The organism is Streptomyces albireticuli (assembly GCF_021228125.1).
Classification (GTDB): Bacteria; Actinomycetota; Actinomycetes; order Streptomycetales; family Streptomycetaceae; genus Streptomyces; species Streptomyces albireticuli.
Genome location: NZ_JAJQQS010000020.1, coordinates 120,657 through 138,911, shown reverse-complemented (window position 1 = coordinate 138,911; position 18,255 = coordinate 120,657). Strand labels below are relative to the sequence as shown.

The window sequence follows — 18,255 nt, the reverse complement described above, 5'->3', positions numbered from 1 at the left end:
GGCAGTACCCCCTACTCACCGTCGAGGCGGGCTCGGGCGGCTGGATCCCCATCTCGTGGGCTTTGCTGATCGCCACCGTGGCAGCGAAGAACGCGGAGAACGCCTTTCCGGCCGCGCCCAGATGCGACCGGCCATGACACAGATCACCCGCGGACAGGTCAGCATCGGCGAGGGCGGAAGCCTGAAAGTCGCCGCCCCGAACGGGCCCACCACCTTCTACGCCGGCGACATGGGCCCCGCCCGCCCCGACGGGCGGAACCAGATGGGGTTGACCCTCAGCCGTGACGACGGGTCCGTCGCCATGGCCGTATGGGCAGCCAGACCGGAGCAGCAGCCGCGGCAGTCCATCGAGATGTGGGACCGCGAAGAGAACACCCTCTTTCCGAGGACGCCCTCGGCGGCCTCGCCCGCCCGTACATCCCCTACCTCTCGCTCACCCCCGAGGACACCCTCGCGTGGGCACAGACGACGTCCACCTCGTGGACGACCCTGTACCGCGGGCACGCGTTCGCGCAGCACCCCGGCATCTACGCGTACATCCCCGTGTTCAGCGGGTCCACGCAGGTACGGCTCCTGGTCAACGGGACACAGGTCGGCCCCAAGTCGAAACCGGGCACCGTCCTCGAACTCCGCGAGGCGCTACCGGACTTCAAGTTCAGCGAGATTGTCGAGATCCAGGTGCAGGGGCGTGCGACCGCCGAGGGACGGGTCGCCAGCTGCTCCGTGCGCATGCTCTACGGCATGCGCACCCCTACCAAGTAGAAGGGCGCTTTGTGCTCCCCCCGTCCATACCCACGGTCACGGTCCGCGGCCGGTTCCTCAGTCTCGCAGGTCAACCGCTCGCCGGATCCGTGACCTTCCGCTTTCAGTCCCAGCTCACCTTTCCCGAGGCCGACGTGATCCTCGGCGGCCCGGTCGTCGCCACCCTCGGCCCAGAGGGAAAGGTGCCCGCGTCACAGCTCCCGAGTATGACCGCAGTCCCGCCCGGCACATGGATGCCGGATGGCTACGGACACCGGGCGTGGGCGTACGACCTGCCCGCCTCCTCCCACACCCAGGCGATGCGCCCAGCGAGGCCGGTCGCCGTCGCCTGTACCTCGTCGGGGTACCGCTGCGCGCGGACGCCACGATGGCGGCATGCACCGGCCTCCACAACTGGGCATGGACACAGCAACGCGAGGCCCAGATCGCCCCCACCTCCCCGGCATCGCGCCCGCCCTCCTCTGGCGCAGAAACCGAAGGATGGGGTCTGATCGCCTTTGAGGCCCTCGACGGCCACCACGCCGACTACTCCCCCACCTCCCCCGACCTACCCAAGGTCGCCGACTTCCTGCGCCGCCTCGGCGAAACACCCTGCCCTGACATCGAGCTACGCCGCGCCGAGTAGCGACTGCACGCCTACGTCGCCCATCCATCGCACGCCGAGCTCTTCGCCGGCCCCGCTCTGCTCCACACCGACCTGAACAACGAGAACGTCATCGTGGACGAGCAGGCCCTGCTCGTCGACTGGGGATGGGCCACCCGCGGCGCGCCATGGCTCGACGCCGGGTACTGGGTCATCTGGCTTGTCGCCGCCGGCGAACACCCCCCGGAGAACGCAGAGCAATGGGCGGCCCGTATCCCTTCGTGGGTCACCGCCCCCCGCCACGGCATCAACGCGTTCGCTCACGCCAACGCGAACATGTGGGAAGAGATCGCGGGCCCAGAACCTGACCCTTGGACGCAGCGCACGCTCGACGCCGCCCGACGCTGGGCCTCCCACCGCGCCGCGTGACCCCAGAACGGCCACCGGCGGCCCTGATCCCTCAGATCGAGGGACCGGGGCCACCTGTGTTGACGGGACGCCAAACGGGCGTACAGCGCTGCCTATAGCCAACAGAGCACCGCACGCCGACTCGCTCAGGCTGACTGCCGAGCCAGCCCACTGTTTTACACGTGCTGTCCCGTGATGAAGCACCCGCACGCCAACGCCATCGGCGAGACCGCCTCACCAGTTGACTTCCCGTCAGGTAGCCGCGAGCGAGGAAGACCAACTGGCCACCCACAAGCCTCACCCCGCAGGAACTCCCCACCACCCCGCGCCCTCCGCACAGACGCCTTGACCGCGCCGTCCACGGAATCGTCCAGCCGGGTCGCTCTGCCTGCCGACCCGGGCTGTGCCGTTTCCAGTGGAAACGGCCATTGAGGTCCGCAGGAACGTGATCAGGCGGGGTTCAGTGGGGTGATGCCGGTCCCCGCGCTCTGCCCTTTCCCACCCTGGGCAGGCTCCACCTGACAAGCAGGCCATCAAGGCAGTGCTCACGGAAAAGGCAACGTAGCCCATGACCGGGCTGTTTAGCCCTTACGGCCAAGGCCTCTGACAACATTCGAGTGAACCTGGCGCGGGAAGCGATTGCAGGCCGCCGCACCGGGTCACCCGCAGGGGTGGACGAGGCGCCTGGCCGGGATGAGTGCCCGGACAGCGCCGGACCACGAAGCGAAAAGGTGATGACGATGAGCTTGCAGATCGACAGCATTGACCCGGCACAAGGGAAGCAGGGTGACCAGGTCACTCTGACTGGAACGTTGCTCCGTGCCCAGGCGCTGCGCTGGGGAGAGGAAGAATGGGAGGAGGGCCAATGGGAGGGCGGCGGCTCAAAGCCCGGCGAGGCCGAGATCTATTTCACGGTTCCTGAGGGAGAGGGAACGATCCAGGTTGTTGCCGTGAATGGTGACGAGCAGAGCAACGCCGTGGAGTTCACGTACGTGTAAGCCGTGTGTCGCGGGCAGCGGCTTTAGTAGCGCCGTGGTCATGCGTTCGACTCAGCCACTGATCACGGCGTCACGAGACAAGCTTTAGCCTGCAAGGCCGAGTGGATCACTCAAGAGGGGGGCAACCGACCGCGCTTGAAGCCGGCGAGGAGGCGCAGCGCACGGAGAGTGGGCCCGGCGGCTGGCCCCCGCTCCGGCGGACTCCTCAACATCAGAGCGGTAGCTGACACAGGGCCTGCGGCTGAGCCCCACAGCCAAGAGGTACACGAAGCCCTCCGGCTCTCATCTGGAGGGCTCAGCCTATAGGGGAGGGGCTGCCCACCTTTGGAAGATGTACCAGGTTTGACGAGGCAGGCACCGAAGCCCGGGCCTCCACGCTCTCCCTCGTGGAACTGGCCCGGCACGGCCGTACACCCAGGAGACCGTTCTGACCCTGGTAGCCGCACTCCTGGGCGCGGGCGAGGGAGGCGGGGCCATGAGTGGTCTGGGAGATCACGAGTGTTGTGCGCCTGTGCGCTGTCGCGTGCTGCAAGGCGCTGTGTGGGTTGGTGGCCGGGGTCGGGAAGGTGCTCCTCATGGGGGCGCCGGGGCGTGCACGTCGGGCAGCGTTGATCTACTTTTTCCTGCTGGCTGTGGCCGCCGGACTGGCGTTGCTGCTGTCGAAGCACTTTCAGGTGGAGCGGCTGGCGAAGACCGCCATCGCCTTGGTGCTCGCCGCACCCGCCGCTTACCTCAGCTGGGCCACCTACCGTTCCGAGCGGGCGGAGGCGGAAGCGGGCGTGGGCGCCCTGGCAGCGAGGCTGGCTGGTGTGGTGGCCGCGGCCGAGGCAGGGCAGCGCGCTCAGCTTCTGGGCCCGGGCACCCACCGCATCGACCTGGCCTTCACCCACCGGCGAGAACCCGCCAACAACGCCGCCGGGGCTGCTCCCGAGGGCCACCTGGCCGGGATCGTCGGCTACTACCGGCAACTGCGTCCGGCCCGGCTGGTGATCACCGGTCAGCCCGGGGCCGGCAAGACCCTGCTCGCCCTCGACCTCCTGCTCGGCCTGCTGACCCACCCCGGCCGAAGTAACACCGACCCGGTCCCGGTCCGCTTCTCCCTGGCCGGCTGGGACACCGGCCGACCGCTGCGGGACTGGCTCGCCGAACAGGTCCACGACCAATTCCGCGACCGCGGCATCACCGCCGCCGACGCCCGGCAGCTGGTGGAGGAACACAAGATCCTGCCGGTCCTGGACGGACTCGACGAGATGGACACCCCCACCACACCCCTCGGCCAACGACGCGCCACCCGCGCACTGGCGCAGCTCAACACCTACCAGGACCCCACCGGCAGCGCCCCGGTCATCCTCACCTGCCGCACCGCCCAGTACACCGACCTCGCGGCCGTGGACCTGCGGATGCGGGAGGCCGCCCGCGTCGAAATCCAGCCTGTCACGCCCGGGCAGGCCACGACCTATCTCACCGCCCGCTGCACGAACCCCCACCGGTGGGCCCCTGTCCTGGAGGCGTTGACCACCACACCCGGCTGCGTCCTGACCGACGCCCTGAGCACCCCCTGGAGGCTCAACCTAGCCGTCACCGCCTACGAAGAACGCGACCCTGACACCCACGCCTACCTCCGCGACCCTGGCCGACTGCTCGTCCTCACCTCCCCCGAGAGCGTCCGCGACCACCTCCTGGCCCTCTACCTGCCGGCGGCGATCAGCCAGCACCCCACCCGTCCCCACCGCTACCGGCCCGAGCGCACCCACCACTGGCTGGCCGCACTCGCCACCCACCTGGCCACCACATCCCGCGGCACCGTGTCCGCGACCGACCTCGTCCTCCACGAACTGTGGCCGATGGCCGGCACCCGCCGCGTCCGTACCGCCGACGTCTTCTCCGCCGCCCTGCTCAGCCTGACCTTCGCCGCCGTGCTCCCGCCGCTCCTCGCAGGCCCTTCGCCGATCCCGTGGCCCGCCGTCATCGTCGCGGGATGCATAGCCCTGTGGTTCACCTGGCAGGCGGGAAGGTCCCGCGTGTCCGCACCGGCAAAGCCCCGGATTCCCCGTCTGCGCAGCCGTGCCGCCTGGCAGGGTCTCGCGGCCAGTGTGGCGTTCGGGCTCGTCTTCACCTTCGTGGCCCAGCAGGTCGCCGAGCTCTGGGGCTGGCCCGGCGCCCTCGCCATCGGGGCCGCCGTCGTGATCACAGGAAGGATCACCTCAGACTGGAGCAAAGCCGTCCACTACGGATTCGGACTCGGCCTCGCGGCCTGGACCGTGGGCATCTTCTCCGCCGGCGGATGGACAGCCATCGGCATCGGACTCCTCATCGGGATCCTGGGCTGGCTCATGGACGCCCAGCTCAGCGAGGCACCCCCCACCGACCCCCGCTCCCCCGTACGCAACGACCTCCTGGCCAGCCTCGTGATCGGGCAAGGGGCCTTCCTCATGGCACTGATCCTCAACGCGTTCGCCGGCCTCCCCCTGGCCCAGCTCGGGGTCCTGCTCGCGCCTGGACTCGTGATCTGCACAGCAACCGGGCTGTACTTCGGAACCGGGGCCGGCCGCCGCTACCTGGTCTTCCTCTGCTGCTCCCGAGGCCGCCTGCCCTGGCGACTCGGCACCTTCCTCCACTGGGCCTACCAAGCAGGCCTGCTCCGCGTCTCCGGCCTCGCCTACCAGTTCCGCCACCAAGAACTACAGGACTGGCTCCACACCCACCCCCGCCCGTAGCCAAGTCCAGCTTCCTGGAACCCACCTCGCTGGTCTGGAGCGCCCGCCGGCCAGCACGGAAACAAGATCATCTGTCAGGTCGCCCCCCGTCACCCAGGGCTACCAGCGCGGCCAGAACGTCGATAGCCGACTGCGCGACGGGTTCGGCACGCGCCTTCGCACAGGTGCCCCGCGTCGGCCACGCATGAGGCCCGTCCCCGGGGGTTCCATTCCGAAGGGCGGGCACCGTGTGCACTCACGGCCGTGAACCTGCCCTCGTCCGCAGGAGCTCCGGTTCATGGCCGGGGCCCGTACCGAAGCAGAAGGCCTCACGTCCAACAACGACGGAGCGCCCGGAACCGTCACGTGCGGTGCTTCGGGGCCCGGTGATCAGGCCCTGGAGCACGGCGGCGCACCGGGGCGGCTCCCATCCGTCGCGCCGCACGACGCGCTGACGGCGACGGCACGCGGGGCGCCGGCCCGCGCTTCTTGGCGGCCTCGCGGACCTGATGTAGCGCGGGCCTGGAGAGGCCGACGCCGGACAGCTCCACGGAGTCGGGTAACGCGCCGGCCCGCTGGTGCAGCGCCACGGCCGAGCCCACGAGCCCGAGGGCGAGCAGGGCGAACGCGGCCCGTAACGGGTGGTCGGCGTCGTCGGTCACCACGAGTTCCCGGCGGTCTCGCTCAGCTGACGGTTGCGCAGCTCGGTGGCCCGCTCCACCTGCTGGAGCAGGGAGGCTGGTCGACCTCATGACCCGCCGACTCGTCAACGAATCCACCCCGAACTGGGCGTGGGACCCACGCTATGAGACCAAACGCGAATCAGCGGACCAATCGCTCTTTCAGACGCGGTGGATGGTGTGCAGGGAGTCCGCGTAGATTCCTGGGCTTTCCAGGGTGGACGCACCTGAGATGTCTGCCATGGTCGGGCCGTCGGCGCTCTTGCGGCTGGAGAGGAAGCGCCGCTTCCCCGCTTGGTCGGGGCCGAGGTAGACGGCCACGTGGTCGACGGCGTACGCGTCCGGGTCCACGGGGTCTCCTTCTCTGTCGTTGACGTCGAAGAGGAGCAGGTCGCCCGGCTGCAGCTGCCGCAGGTCCGGCGCGGAACCGCCGCCTTCCGCCCGCTGGGCCACGCGGACCCCGGGCGCGAAGTCCACCATCGCCCCGGACTTGCGGGGCAGGGCCTCCTTCGCCGGGTCCTTCCCGGCGACCATGCCCACGCCCATGTGGAAGCCGTAGACCATCCGCACGTATCCCGAGCAGTCCAGCTTCCCGCGCTGGCCCTCCTCCGGCCGTTTCGTGGCATCGGGGAAGGTCCACGGCTGTTCCATGTAGTCGTGGAAATCCGCGCCGACGGGAAGCAGCCCCTGACTGTCGGGCTTTCCGTATCCTGCCTCGCCCAGGACGTCCGCACCTGCCACCCGCGGGTCCGCGCCCCGCACGCGCGGGGCACCGGGCAGGAACATCGCCGCGTACGACAAGACGTCCGGAGCCATCGAACCGGCCCAGCCACGCACGGTCGCCTCGACGGCCGGCGTCCACTCACCGTCGAACGGCACCTCCAGGAGCCGCACCCAGTCACGATGGGTGACCGACGGCGGCGTCTCCCACGTGCCCGAGACCACCTCGAAACGACTGACGGTCAAGGTGACGGGAAGATTCGTACAGCCCGGGGAGGCGAAACCGCGGACACCCACCCGCCCGCTACGCGACCCGGCCCCAACGTCCTCGACCTCGGCGGTGGGCCGCGCCGGCTCCGCACCGGCCGCCGGCCACGCCGTGATCTGCGCCTTCGCCCCCTGGCGGCGCACCCGGATCCGCCACGCGTCACCGGCCCGCACCCCCGTGGCGAGCGGACCGGCCTCGGCCAGCACTACCGTCCTGCCGTCCGACACCTTCTCCACGCGCAGATCGACCTCCCCCTTCGTAGTGAAAGAGAGCCGCGCCCGGCAGTGGGCGCCACCGCCCCGGTAGCCGAAGAGCAGCGCGAACGAACAAGCATTACCCACGGGCACCTTGTCGAAAGCGGCCTCGCAGGTGACGTCGACGTCGGATATCCCGTCATCGGTCAAGGTGGCGTAGCGGCCCGCCTCCGTGTCCTTGAGAAGCATGGTCGCCGCACCCTTGCGAACGGCGAAGTCGGCATCGCCGGGCGTCCCGCCGTACACGCTCCACGTGCCACCGGCCGGCGAGTTACCCCAGCCGGGCTTCAGTCGCCGGCCGGGTTCGAGCGCCGGGTCGGGGACCAGCCGGACGAAAGCGTCGGTGAACGGCTGCTTGTTCTCGGTGAACGTCCGCTCCGGCCCGGACACCAGAACCGTACGCGCCCCCTTGGTCAGCACCGCCACCCGCTGCCGCCCGTACAGGACCTCGGTACGCACGGGCGTGCCCGGCAGCACCGTCGCGCTCAGTTCGCCGAGGGAGGCACGGGCGAAGGCCGCTGTGTCGTACGGCGTCCCGGTGAAGGTCATCGAGGAGCGCGGGCCGGTCGTGGACGCGACCGCCGGTGCGACCGCCGGAATGGGCGAAGTAGCGGGCGAAGTAGCGGGCGTGGCGGGTGTGCGGGGGGCGACGCGGACCGGAGAAGCGGCCGCGGAGCCCGGCGCAACCGCGGCCGAGACGGTAAGGGCGCCGAAGGCGCCGAGGAAAACACGGCGAGAAGTATCGGTCACGCATCACATCATCCACACCAACCCCCGGAGCGCCCGCCTCCGGTGCCACAACCCCCAAACCACCGGCGTTCGCGTCAGGAAGCCTGCCTCGCGTCAGCCTGAGTAGCGGGCCACGACGGCCCAAACGCGGTGAGGAACACCAAGGACATCACCAGGGAAGCGGTCAGCGACGACGCGGTCGAGCTCGTCGCAGAACCGCTGTACGGCGCCGTCGGGCAGGCTCGCGCCGACACCGGCACTGGCCCGGACCCATCGGACCAGAGCGGCAGGCAGATCCTGCTCGACCTCACGGTCGAACTCCTCGGCCTGGTCGGCGGCCATGGTGGCGGCGGACGGTCACGATGGCGCCGGGCCGCTCAACGGGCTCGCCCCGATGACGGTCGGAATCGCCAGCGCCGTTGCCGGGACATGAGGCGGGGAGGGGAACGACGACGCTTACACCCGCGTCTCGTCCTACATCGACTGGATCACGCACTACACGGGGAAGCAGCCGGACGGCGCGGGCTACCGCATCCGGTCATGACCGGCCTCGGACTGGCAGGCCCGTATGTTCCGGTGTCGTGTCTTCGGGGCGAATGCCACCGAGTCATGACGCTGGGTAAGTAGTCGGGCCGGTTATTGAGGTCTGGCATGATCGCGCGGTGAGTGATGCGAGGCTGCTGGCCGCGGAGGCCGTTGAGTCACATGTCCGGGCGTTCTTCGAGGGGCATTCCGTGGAGGTCGTTGTCCGCGACCTTGGCTCGGACCGGCGCGAGGCTGTGCCCGACCTGCGGGTTCTCGTTGTGGGCCCCGGTCCGCGCAGCGACAGTTGGGCCTACGTAACCGCCGGGTGCTGGGCCGTGATGGAGAAGGACGGTCACGGGCTCGAGTTCGTCATGACCGCTCATGTCCGAGACCAGCGGTTCATCGACCTGATAGCCATGATCGCCTACTACCACTGCGGAGGGCAGCAGCTCGGTCTGGAGCACAGCATGCCGATCGGTGGACCATGGGTGCCGGGCTCGACCTGCGATCACCTGTTGATCAGTCTGCCCTATCTCCACGGACCTGATCTTGAGCACTGTCCGCTGCCCGGCGGGCGCGCCCGCATCTTGTGGACCCTGCCTGTGACGGCCGCCGAAATCGAGTTCCGCAGGCGCGAGGGTCATAAGGCATTGGAGCAACTCTTCGACGAGGCGGAGATCATTCCCACTGATCCTTTCCGGGCATCGGTGGTGTGAGACGTCGGTCGGACCGCTTCCGGCAACCACCGCTTGTGATCACCAGGGGCGTATCGGCTCCGGGTTCCGTCGGCTTCGGTGGCCAGGCGGGTGGTAGCCGGCACCGGGCGTGGGCCGGTTGGTTCATGTGCGAGGGCTGTTCCGGCTTGAAGTGGCCCCGGTGTGCGGGGCGGTCGCGGCGGACCCTGGGGTGAGGTCGGTGTCGCTGCCCAAGGAAGTTCGCGTGTCTATCGGGGGCGAGATCGCCTCTCCGGTGCGGTCCGTCCCGGAGATCTCATTCGAGGACCACCGTCACTCCCCACCGTCGCATGAGGTCCACGATCTCCTCGAAGTACGGCAGGCCGTTCTCCAGGTCGTGGACGACGTCCGCCAGTGCCTCGCACGCGACCTCCGACTCGTGCCAGACGAGAGTGAACGGCAGGCCCACCCCGTACCCGCCCTCGAGGTACATCCTGAAGGAGTGCCAGTCCCGGCCGAAGTAGCCGCCGGGGCCCATGAGTGCCTCACCCATCGCACAGTGGAGCCCTTCGACGTCCGTCACATACCTGCCGTCGAGGTGGTACGTGCCCCCTGTCCGGTCGGTCTTCTTGCCCTTGTACGCGAACCGGGGTTCGCCGCCGAACGTGAGCCACGCCTTCCGGCCCTCCGCCAGGTGCTTCACCCACGTATTCGGGGTGCTCGGCCTGCCGCCCTCGTACCACTCGTCCCAGGCCGGGCGGGCGGCCGGCGGCGGTGGTTCGTCCACGCCGTTGCTCAGGACGACGTCGATCAGAGTGCCGCCGAGGACGGAGGGGCGCGTCTGCTCGACACGCCAGTAGAACGAGTATCCCGTCATGGACCGCCCCGCACGATCCCGGGCGCCGATAAGAAGGAATTCGTCCTCTCCGTCTGTGAGCGCGGCCAGCATCGGGGCTGCGGGCTCGCACCCAAGGAGCGTCATCGGGATCTCCGCCGGCAACGGACGCTCCGCGTACAGGCCGTTCACACTCGTGCAGGTGCCGTACGGCACGGAGGCGCCCGGGCCCCCGAACAGCTTGAACCGCGCGGGGCGGGGCAGCGTGTGGGAGCCGTCGTCCGGCTTCACCGCCGCCTCGACGACGATGTCGACCAGCGAGGCGTCAGCGGTATGAGGGCGTCGGACGAGAACGACGACGTCGGCCAGCTCCCACCACTGCACCGGACGCTCGTCGTTCCACACCTCGACGCACATGCCGCCCAGCCGATTGCCCCCTTCGGCCAGTGGTCCGGCCGACACACACCCGGCGAACGTCAGCAGCTCCCTCGTCGGCGGCATCGGCTCCCTGAAGAGACCGGCCACCCCGACGCAGCGTCCCCAGGGCGTCACCTCGTCCTCGGCGTCCACATACGCCACCTCGAAATCGAACCGCACACATCCCCCCGAACCAGAATCAATCGAGGAAGTATTGAAACACCGGCTCACAGATCCGGCTCGGGCATATCGGGTCGGTCGGGGCCTTACCAAGCCGCAAGCCAGGGGCCGCTTCAGCCCGGAAGCACCACCGCCACGATCTCCATATGGGCCCAACTCAAGCCGGAGCAGTGCGGCCAGTCCAGAGCGATAACGCCACCGGAGTGCTGGTCGCGGTCGTGGCCGGGACGGAGAGCTCTACGCCAACGGCAAGGCGCTCACGGAGGCGTGGGCGGGCCGGCTGCGGGCAGATCTGCCGACGGAGTCGAGGAGCGCGTCGGCCTGCTGGTGCAGCGCCGCGGCCGGGCCCACGAGCTCGAGGGCGAGCAGGGCCAGCGCGGCCCGTAACGGGTGGTCGGCGCCGTCGGTCACCACGAGCTCCCGGCGGTCTCGTTCAGCTGACGTTGCGCTGCTCGGTGGCCCGCTCCAGCTGCTGGAGCAGGAGGACCAGAGCCCCAGACCCGGTCCGTGACAGCCCGGTGAACACCTCGCCCAGGCCCACCGGGTCCCGGTCGGCGCGCCGCACGGCACGGCATGGGCCGAGACTGATGGTGTTCCCGGTCTGCCAACGGTCGCCGAGGTGTCCAGATCTCACACTTGTAGGAACTCTCGGAGGGCAGGAGAGTGAGGGTCGTGATCGCCTCTTCGGGATAACGACGAAGGCGCCGCGAAAAGCAGTCACCACGAATCTCCCCGAAGATCTCGATCATCAAAGGCCCAGGTCGTTCCGGACGGTGAGGAAGGAAGGGATCACTATGGGCAGACGCGCATTTCGGTCCTGCCGAAGAGCGTTCACAATACTGCTGGGAATGACATTAAGCGCCTTCCTGATCGGCGCAGTACCCGCCTCGGCTGCCGGAAACGAAGATCTCAAAGCGTTCAACATGTGGTTCGAGGTCACCAGCCTGTCCAACACCAATGAGTGCATTCCCTCGTGGGTCACAGCACGCTACCGGGACCCGGTGTCCGGCAGCGACACATGGACCAGGCTCGTCCGGACCAACAACAACGGCTGCGAGACCGACCCGGAGCATCTTCAGAAGTTCGGCGACTTCCAGAACACTTGGAGCAAAGTCAACCTGCTGGGCGGGCCGAAGCCGGGACAGCACCTGTACTGGAAAGACCTCACGAGCCTGACGTTGACTGTGATCACTCCGAACACTCCGCCGGGGCGGCAGAAGTGCGTGAGTGTCAACAGATTCGGAATCTGGGCGCTGGACACAAACAACTACTGGCACGAGCTGTTCAATGAGCAGTTCGAGCATATTTTCTGCGACGGGCACAACGACCTTGAAATGTTCATCAAGCACTGAAGCGGATAGACGTGCAGCACTGAAAGTGCTTGGACGAGACACGTCTGAAGGGCGTTCCTCCGGGGCTCAGGATCGGGGATGGAACCGGGGGGGGCAGGATCCGCAGAGCATGTACTAGTACTACGGGTGCGGCCCGCCGCCTTGCCTGCGGCTGCGATGACCTGGGTCTGCTCCAGGCGGGCCTTCGCCGCACAGCGCACCATACGGACCGGCCGGTGGTTATCCAGGGGTCCTCGGAGCCGTCAGACACGTACCGCAAGCGGGGCTGAAAGCCACATGCCTGACGGATATCCGGTGGGTGTCAGGCATGTACGGCCACGGGTACCCCGGCCGCGCGGGCGAGCCGGCCGTGGTAGCGGGCGCACAGGTCGTCCGCCGCCTGCTGTGCGAATTCCGTCGGCCGGGTCGGTAGCAGCACGGGTTCGGCGCCTGCCAGGTACGCGTCGTACGCGTCCAGCCCCGCGGTGAAGATGTCCGCGCGATCCGTGAACCGGCGGTAGAGGACTTCGTGCCGGGCGGCCAGGGAGGGGCACCGGTCCAGGATGCTGCGATGCCACGTGTCGCAGGCGTCGATCCCGCAGGCATCAAGCAACTGGAGGAAAGCGAGCTGGCCGGAGTCCGCCAGGTCGGGCCCGTCGATCACCACCGCCGACCAGGCGGTCATCTCCCGGGCCAGTGCCGCGTGGTCGCAGCACGCGCAGGGAACGTCCAGCTCCTGGTCGACCTCCAGCCCGGCGTGCCACGCCTCCTGTGCCTGGCGCAGGGCAGACAGCTGGACCGGCTGTGCCCACAGGGCCGTCATCTGCCGCTGCACGGTGGCCGGGAGGGCACACAAGGCGAAGCGGTGGCGTGGGTTCAGCCACACGTAGCCGCTCCACACGGCCCACACATCGGATACCGCCGGGGTAGGCCAGGGGGCCCGGAGGTTTTCCAGTCCCCAGGCGAGCAGCCGCCGGCGGGCGGTACCGCACACCGTGTCGAAGACGTTCCGTTCCTCCGCCACGGCTTCGGCGACCAGGTCGACGCTGCTGCTCAGCATCATCACCGCCAGCCGGGCCACTGTGGAGTGGGCGAAGACTTCCGCGTCGGTCTCGTCCTCCAGCCCGATCGAGCCGAAATTGATCAGCTCGCCTCCCAGCAGCAGGGCCCGGGCATCGAGCCCGGACAGGTACGACGCCCCGCACAGCCACGGGGCGTCCGCCCGCTCGCCGCTGTCTACGCCCCGCCCCAGCGCCTGGCAGACCAGCCACTGTGCCTGGGAGGGTGCCTCGCGGCCGGGCAGAGGACGGGGCGGCCGGGCGCTGAGCCAGTCCGCGTACGCGTAGTGCTCCTCGCCGCGGTAGTCGCTGGCCCACTGGAGCCATTCCACGGACGCCGCCCACAGCTCGGTGCGGTCGCGGGCAATGGGAGAGCCACTGCCGATCACGAGGGCGGCGCACTCCCCGATGTGGGAGGAACACAGGTCAGCAACGGAGCGCAGGTACCGGTTCTTCCCCAGGATCGCCAACGGCGGCCCTGCCGTCCGCCGCGGCGCAGCCGGCACGGACGGGAGCGCCTGCTGCCGGTACTCGGCCCGCAACAGCTCTCCCACCAGCTTGATCACCCCGCCGAGCAGGGCCGCCTTCACCACGCCCGTGGCATCGCGGTAGCGGCCCGAGGCGAGCTCGGCCAGGAAGTCCTCGCATCCGGCCCGGGCCGGATGGACCACCGCCCGGTACGCCGCTGCCAGCCTGCGTCCGCCGCAGCCCTCACAGACCGGTCTCGTGTCGGTGCCGCAGTCGCACCACCTGACCGGCCCGAGAGCGGGGTGCCGTGCCAGCGCGAGGAAGAACCCGTACGCCCTCTCGATCAGGTCCTCCACTCCGGCCACATCGCCGAGAGGGGTGGTGAACCGGGCCTCGAACCCGGCGCCGGGCGGCGCCGAGTGCCGCTGCCCGGCGCGTCCGGCACCTTCGGCGCGTCCGGCGTCACCACAAGCACAGCCCATGTGCGGCGTCCGGCCCGGATCATCCACGGTCTACCTCCGGCTTGGCATCTCGACCACCTGTAGTCGGGGCAACCTGCCCGTCGGCCATCGGAATCAACCTCCCCGCCTAAGGAGGATCCACAAGGAGAGCGCGCCCTGGCCCCGGGCTCCGGGCGTCATCGACGTCCTCCTCTCCGCCCACGGCGCCCGCCCCGCCGAGGCGGTGACCACGGCGAGGGCCCCGGCCATAATCACCCGGCAGTGGCCGAGTCCGGCCGGATGGACATCGACGTGCAGTGTTTCGTACACGGGGCCCCGGTCAGCGGCGGGGTATGCCTCCAGGAGACCCGTGACCAGCGGTGATGTCCATCCGGCCGGGCTCCGGTGCCCGGGTCGATGCCGTTCGCCCGTGAGCGGGCGGCGGCACGGCCCGTTTACGCGGCTGGGTTGAGTTCGGCTTGGCCGAACAGCAGCGCGTAGCCGGTGGGGAGCTGGTGGAGGATACGGGTGATCAGATCGGGGCCGGCGTAGGCGGCGACGGCCGCGAAGACGGAGCCGGTGTCCCAGCGGGTGGTGGCCAGGGAGGCGCCGGAGCGGGTGGCGAGGTCCTTGACGAAGGCCCAGCCGGTCAGCGGCTGGGTGTCGGGGATCTGTGCGGTCAGGACGCGGGCGGCCTCCAGGGGCAGGCAGGCGGCCAGGTCGACGCGTTCGTCGCCGATCAGCCGGCGTCCCAGCCCCGCGAGAACCAGGCGGACGGCTTCCTCGGCTCTCTCACGGGTGGGGTAGGCGCCTTCGTAGCGGACCTTCTCCAGCATCTGCTCATACGCCGTCGAGTACGGCTGCTGGTGCTCAAGCGGTACGCGCACGTCGGTGATCACTGCGGTGGATGCCTTTCGTCAAGCCAGGGTCGGGTGGGTGCCGGGGTGCGGCACCGGTGGTCAGGTGGGTTGGGGGCGGCCGAAGAGGAGGTCGTAGCCGGCGGGGAGCTGGAGCAGGATCTGTCCCAGCAGGTCGTCGTCGACGGTGTCGGCGACCGTGGACAGCACGGCGCTGACGTCCCAGGCCGCGGTCCGCTCGGTGGCGCCCTCGATCCAGGCCGCGGTCGCCCTCACGAACCGCTCCGGCGGCAGCGGCTCGGCGCTCTGCAGCGGGTTGAGGAGGATCAGGGCGAATTCCTCCGGCAGGCGTGCCGCGAGCTGGGCGCGGACCTCGCCGACCAGGTGTGCGCCGAGCAGGGCGAGCACCACGCGGGCCGCGCGCTCGGCTTCATCCGGAGTGCCGTACTTACCGCGTTCCTTGACGTGGTCGAGGAACGCCTCGCGTCGCAGAGTCATCGGGCGCCACCCCTTCTCGTTGGTCGGGCTGCCCACGGGGGTGCGGAGGGCGGGGGGCGGGGTAAGGGGGGAGATCAGGTGCCGTCCTCCGCACCCTGTCCGGCCGGTGTCAGCCGGAGATCTCCTTGTGGCCGGTCCCGACGCCGATGGAGATCTTGCGGGGCTTGGCGCGCTCGGCGATCGGGATGCGCAGGGTGAGCACGCCCGCGTCGTAGTCGGCCTTGATGTGCTCGGTGTCGAGGGTGTCGGCGAGCACGATCTGGCGGGAGAAGGCGCCCAGCGGCCGCTCGGACAGTTCCATCTGCACGTCGTCGGCCTTCGCCACCGGCCGCCGCTCGGCCTTGACAGTGAGCATGTTCCGCTCGACGTCGATGTCGATCGCGTCCGCGGTGACACCGGGAAGGTCGAACGCGACCACGTACTCGTCACCCTCGCGGTAGGCGTCCATCGGCATCGCCGACGGCTTCGACCAGGCCCCCGGGCCCATCAGCTGCTGCGCCAGCCGGTCCAGCTCACGGAAGGGGTCAGTGCGCATCAACATCGTGAAAACACCTCCAGCAGGTTCAGGCAGTTACTGCCAATGCGCCTCACTGACACCGTTGTAACATGTCATCCAATGGATGACAAACATGATGTCGTCAGTTCGATGACAACCCCAGGGAGGTGCCCGTGACCCCGGCCGATCAGCCGTCCTCACCCAGCACCGACGCCCACAGCCCGGCGTCGTTCCTCGCCGCGGCGGCGGCCCTCCACGCCATAGACGACGCCTTGCGCGAAGCCCAGCGGGAGGCCCCGAATGCTTCCGGTGCCGGGCCGGGCCCGGAGCAGGCCCTGGCCTCACTGATGCTGTTGCGGCAGGTCCGCGAGCAGCTCGCCGGATGGGAGACCGGCCTGATCGAAACCGCCCGCGACGCGGGCGCCAGCTGGGCCGACCTCGCCCAACCCCTCGGCGTCGCCAGCCGCCAGGCCGCCGAGCGCCGCTACCTGCGCGGGCGCCCCGGCCCCGCCGGGACCACCGGCGAGCAGCGAGTGACGGCCACCCGTCAGGCCCGGGCCGCCGACCGCACCACCGCCGTCTGGGCCCGTCGGAATGCGGCCGACCTGCGCCGCCTCGCCGGACAGATCACCGCACTCACCGATCTGCCCGCCGCGGCCCGCCTCCCCGTCAGCGAGCTGCACGCGGCCCTCGCCCACGACAACCCCGCCGACCTCATCGCACCCCTGACCGCTGCCCGCCCCCACCTGGCCGCCACCCATCCCGATCTCGCCACCCGGCTCGACACACTCACACCCCCCTGACCCCCGCCGGCGCACCGCGGCAGCAACCCGGTCAGCCTCCGCCCCCGGGCGAACACGGCAGACCGGTCGGACTCCGCCGGGCGAAAGGCCGCCCCGGGCGTGTCGCCCGCCGAGGTCGGCCGTTCCGGGAGCCTACTGGGAGAACCCGTAGGTTCGAACGGGGTCGAGGTGCAGTTCGTAGGGCCCGAAGCAGTCCGCCGCGAGCGTTGCGACCGCAGCGCCGCAGGGGCAAGCTCGGTTGAGCCCTTCGTTACCGGTCGGCCCGCAGCAGCCGGTGCCGTTCTCCCAGTTGGGCAGCGGTCGAAGGTCGGGGGCCGTCCTCCGGGTGCGTCAGCACCGTGCCCTGAACGCCAGCCGAGATGACGAAACCCTCCTCACGGCAGACCAGCGGCCCTCGGGACTGCGCCGGATTCGGGTCCTCCTGGTCGTCCTGCACGACGTAGGGAGGCCCCCAGGGCTCGGAATCGATCACGTAGCGGCCTCGCGGAACGGTGGAGGGTGCCCGGCGTGTCTCCTTGTCCCGGTCGCGTTCATCGTCGGAGAAGTTGGGGACGGCGGCCAGCTCGGCCAGCTCCGGCGTGATCGCGGTGCCGCACTTGGAACAGAGGAAGACGGTCATCCCCTCGTTGTAGTCCTCAGGGCTGCTGCTTCGCACCTTCGTTTGACTGCTCGGAATCGACGCGCGCGAAGACGCTGCGGAAATCGGGCATGCCGAGGTGGACGGTGGTGTGCCGGGGGGGCGAGATCGCGCATGGCGGCGAGCTTCTGTTCGGCGGCGGCGAGGCCGGCCTCGATCGCGGCGACTTCGCCGAGCCATCCCTGTTCCTCGGCCTCGCGGAGCCGGTCGAGCAGGTTGGCGTGGTTCTCCTTCAACCGAGGCATCTGCGCGGGGTCGGGCCGAAGGACGGGGCAGCGGATGCCTGCCTGCGGTGCCCGCTCATACAACCCGACCCCGCCCAGAAGCACCGGCTCGACGAGATCATCGTCAACCTCCGCGAGCGCCTGTCCGAGGCCCACGAGCGCGGCTGGCTCGGCGAGGTCGAAGGGCTGGAGATCACCATCGCCGCGGCCGAGCACAAGCTCGCCGGCATGACCCGGCAGATCAACCCTCTGCGTGCCCGCCGTCCCACCGCGACGCCGACCAGACCCGTCCTGAAGAAGCCCATCGTGCCCCCGTTCTCCCTCATCGAAGTCACCCGCTCAGCCCGCACCGTCACCCGACCTGGACTCCAGGATCGGCCTCCGATGGCCGGAGGTTGCTGTGCCGTATGCCGAGCAGCGCCACAACATGTTCCGGCCCGCTGTCCCGGCTCAGACACCAGCCGCAAAAGTGATCGCGCCCAGCGAGCGGGGCCCGGACAGTCTCGGGCGCCATTCCTGGTGGATTCGGTTCAGGGTTGGCTCTTCTGACACTCGGCGGGCCGTCCCCACGTGACCCGACTCAGTTCCAGGCAGCCTTCCTCGCAGCGCGGCCGGGTACCCGTCAGCTCCAAGGGTCAGCGCTCCGCCCGGAAACGGTTCCGTTCGGGTACGTTCTCCCTGATCCGCATGATCAACGCGCAAGCGTCCACCAGG

Annotated in this window: 19 protein-coding genes; 8 read left to right on the top strand and 11 right to left on the bottom strand. The window is 69.5% G+C overall.

Annotated features, from left to right (window positions below; translation table 11 throughout):
• Window positions 1-354: 354 nt before the first annotated feature.
• From LUZ64_RS30115 to LUZ64_RS30100, 4 genes are all read left to right on the top strand, one after another.
• A complete protein-coding gene (locus LUZ64_RS30115; RefSeq protein WP_095580908.1) occupies window positions 355-762 on the top strand; it encodes a hypothetical protein in 408 nt (135 codons plus the stop codon).
• Between the two features lie 628 nt (window positions 763-1,390).
• Window positions 1,391-1,774, top strand: a complete 384-nt coding sequence (locus tag LUZ64_RS30110; RefSeq protein ID WP_308251460.1) for a phosphotransferase — start codon at window positions 1,391-1,393, stop codon at window positions 1,772-1,774.
• Window positions 1,775-2,493: 719 nt separating this feature from the next.
• Window positions 2,494-2,751, top strand: a complete 258-nt coding sequence (locus LUZ64_RS30105) for an IPT/TIG domain-containing protein (RefSeq protein WP_143593085.1) — start codon at window positions 2,494-2,496, stop codon at window positions 2,749-2,751.
• Between the two features lie 632 nt (window positions 2,752-3,383).
• Window positions 3,384-5,468, top strand: a complete 2,085-nt coding sequence (locus LUZ64_RS30100; protein WP_170116718.1) for an NACHT domain-containing protein — start codon at window positions 3,384-3,386, stop codon at window positions 5,466-5,468.
• Window positions 5,469-5,809: 341 nt separating this feature from the next.
• Here LUZ64_RS30100 and LUZ64_RS30095 read toward each other — a convergent pair whose 3' ends face one another.
• The 3 genes from LUZ64_RS30095 to LUZ64_RS30085 all read right to left on the bottom strand — a co-directional run bounded on the left by LUZ64_RS30095 (window position 5,810) and on the right by LUZ64_RS30085 (window position 8,440).
• Window positions 5,810-6,109 carry a hypothetical protein gene (locus LUZ64_RS30095; RefSeq protein WP_095580904.1) on the bottom strand — a complete coding sequence of 100 codons (300 nt, stop codon included), beginning with the start codon at window positions 6,107-6,109 and terminating at the stop codon, window positions 5,810-5,812.
• 180 nt (window positions 6,110-6,289) lie between these two features.
• Entirely contained in the window at window positions 6,290-7,918 is a 1,629-nt protein-coding gene (locus LUZ64_RS30090; protein ID WP_232398988.1) for a C40 family peptidase, read from the bottom strand.
• A gap of 294 nt (window positions 7,919-8,212) precedes the next feature.
• Entirely contained in the window at window positions 8,213-8,440 is a 228-nt protein-coding gene (locus LUZ64_RS30085; protein WP_095580902.1) for a hypothetical protein, read from the bottom strand.
• Window positions 8,441-8,760: 320 nt separating this feature from the next.
• Between LUZ64_RS30085 and LUZ64_RS30080 the strand changes: the two genes are divergently transcribed.
• Window positions 8,761-9,339, top strand: a complete 579-nt coding sequence (locus tag LUZ64_RS30080; RefSeq protein WP_095580901.1) for a suppressor of fused domain protein — start codon at window positions 8,761-8,763, stop codon at window positions 9,337-9,339.
• 274 nt (window positions 9,340-9,613) lie between these two features.
• Here LUZ64_RS30080 and LUZ64_RS37610 read toward each other — a convergent pair whose 3' ends face one another.
• The 3 genes from LUZ64_RS37610 to LUZ64_RS30065 all read right to left on the bottom strand — a co-directional run bounded on the left by LUZ64_RS37610 (window position 9,614) and on the right by LUZ64_RS30065 (window position 11,363).
• A complete protein-coding gene (locus LUZ64_RS37610) occupies window positions 9,614-10,729 on the bottom strand; it encodes a barstar family protein (RefSeq protein WP_232390430.1) in 1,116 nt (371 codons plus the stop codon).
• 237 nt (window positions 10,730-10,966) lie between these two features.
• Window positions 10,967-11,140, bottom strand: a complete 174-nt coding sequence (locus tag LUZ64_RS30070; RefSeq protein ID WP_170116717.1) for a hypothetical protein — start codon at window positions 11,138-11,140, stop codon at window positions 10,967-10,969.
• Window positions 11,141-11,162: 22 nt separating this feature from the next.
• Window positions 11,163-11,363: a hypothetical protein gene (locus LUZ64_RS30065; protein WP_143593084.1), complete on the bottom strand. Its 201-nt coding sequence runs from the start codon at window positions 11,361-11,363 to the stop codon at window positions 11,163-11,165.
• A 214-nt stretch (window positions 11,364-11,577) separates the two neighbouring features.
• On the opposite strand from LUZ64_RS30065, the gene LUZ64_RS30060 reads away from it, so the two are divergent.
• Window positions 11,578-12,081: a hypothetical protein gene (locus tag LUZ64_RS30060; RefSeq protein ID WP_143593083.1), complete on the top strand. Its 504-nt coding sequence runs from the start codon at window positions 11,578-11,580 to the stop codon at window positions 12,079-12,081.
• A 301-nt stretch (window positions 12,082-12,382) separates the two neighbouring features.
• Here LUZ64_RS30060 and LUZ64_RS30055 read toward each other — a convergent pair whose 3' ends face one another.
• From LUZ64_RS30055 to LUZ64_RS30040, 4 genes are all read right to left on the bottom strand, one after another.
• The gene (locus LUZ64_RS30055) at window positions 12,383-14,095 is read right to left on the bottom strand and encodes a hypothetical protein (RefSeq protein WP_170116716.1); all 1,713 of its coding nucleotides are present in this window, start codon (window positions 14,093-14,095) and stop codon (window positions 12,383-12,385) included.
• Between the two features lie 386 nt (window positions 14,096-14,481).
• Window positions 14,482-14,925: a DUF2267 domain-containing protein gene (locus LUZ64_RS30050; RefSeq protein ID WP_095580897.1), complete on the bottom strand. Its 444-nt coding sequence runs from the start codon at window positions 14,923-14,925 to the stop codon at window positions 14,482-14,484.
• A gap of 60 nt (window positions 14,926-14,985) precedes the next feature.
• Entirely contained in the window at window positions 14,986-15,381 is a 396-nt protein-coding gene (locus LUZ64_RS30045; RefSeq protein ID WP_095580896.1) for a DUF2267 domain-containing protein, read from the bottom strand.
• A gap of 109 nt (window positions 15,382-15,490) precedes the next feature.
• Window positions 15,491-15,922: an Hsp20/alpha crystallin family protein gene (locus LUZ64_RS30040; protein WP_095580895.1), complete on the bottom strand. Its 432-nt coding sequence runs from the start codon at window positions 15,920-15,922 to the stop codon at window positions 15,491-15,493.
• 128 nt (window positions 15,923-16,050) lie between these two features.
• Here LUZ64_RS30040 and LUZ64_RS30035 point away from each other — a divergent pair, with 128 nt between their 5' ends.
• A complete protein-coding gene (locus tag LUZ64_RS30035; protein WP_095580894.1) occupies window positions 16,051-16,680 on the top strand; it encodes a type III effector protein in 630 nt (209 codons plus the stop codon).
• Between the two features lie 250 nt (window positions 16,681-16,930).
• Here the strand turns inward: LUZ64_RS30035 and LUZ64_RS30030 are convergent, their stop codons facing one another.
• A complete protein-coding gene (locus LUZ64_RS30030) occupies window positions 16,931-17,335 on the bottom strand; it encodes a hypothetical protein (protein WP_232398986.1) in 405 nt (134 codons plus the stop codon).
• A gap of 53 nt (window positions 17,336-17,388) precedes the next feature.
• Here LUZ64_RS30030 and LUZ64_RS30025 point away from each other — a divergent pair, with 53 nt between their 5' ends.
• Window positions 17,389-18,090, top strand: coding sequence for a hypothetical protein (locus LUZ64_RS30025; RefSeq protein ID WP_170116715.1), 702 nt, complete (start codon window positions 17,389-17,391; stop codon window positions 18,088-18,090).
• The last annotated feature ends 165 nt before the right edge of the window (window positions 18,091-18,255 follow it).

Bases quoted from the DNA above. Each gene is read 5' to 3' on its own strand.
- LUZ64_RS30090 (WP_232398988.1), bottom strand. From the start codon at position 7,918: ATGACCTTCACCGGGACGCCGTACGACACAGCGGCCTTCGCCCGTGCC.
- LUZ64_RS30040 (WP_095580895.1), bottom strand. From the start codon at position 15,922: ATGTTGATGCGCACTGACCCCTTCCGTGAGCTGGACCGGCTGGCGCAG.
- LUZ64_RS30045 (WP_095580896.1), bottom strand. From the start codon at position 15,381: ATGACTCTGCGACGCGAGGCGTTCCTCGACCACGTCAAGGAACGCGGT.
- LUZ64_RS30060 (WP_143593083.1), top strand. From the start codon at position 11,578: ATGACATTAAGCGCCTTCCTGATCGGCGCAGTACCCGCCTCGGCTGCC.
- LUZ64_RS30025 (WP_170116715.1), top strand. From the start codon at position 17,389: ATGCCGAGGTGGACGGTGGTGTGCCGGGGGGGCGAGATCGCGCATGGC.
- LUZ64_RS30085 (WP_095580902.1), bottom strand. From the start codon at position 8,440: ATGGCCGCCGACCAGGCCGAGGAGTTCGACCGTGAGGTCGAGCAGGAT.
- LUZ64_RS30105 (WP_143593085.1), top strand. From the start codon at position 2,494: ATGAGCTTGCAGATCGACAGCATTGACCCGGCACAAGGGAAGCAGGGT.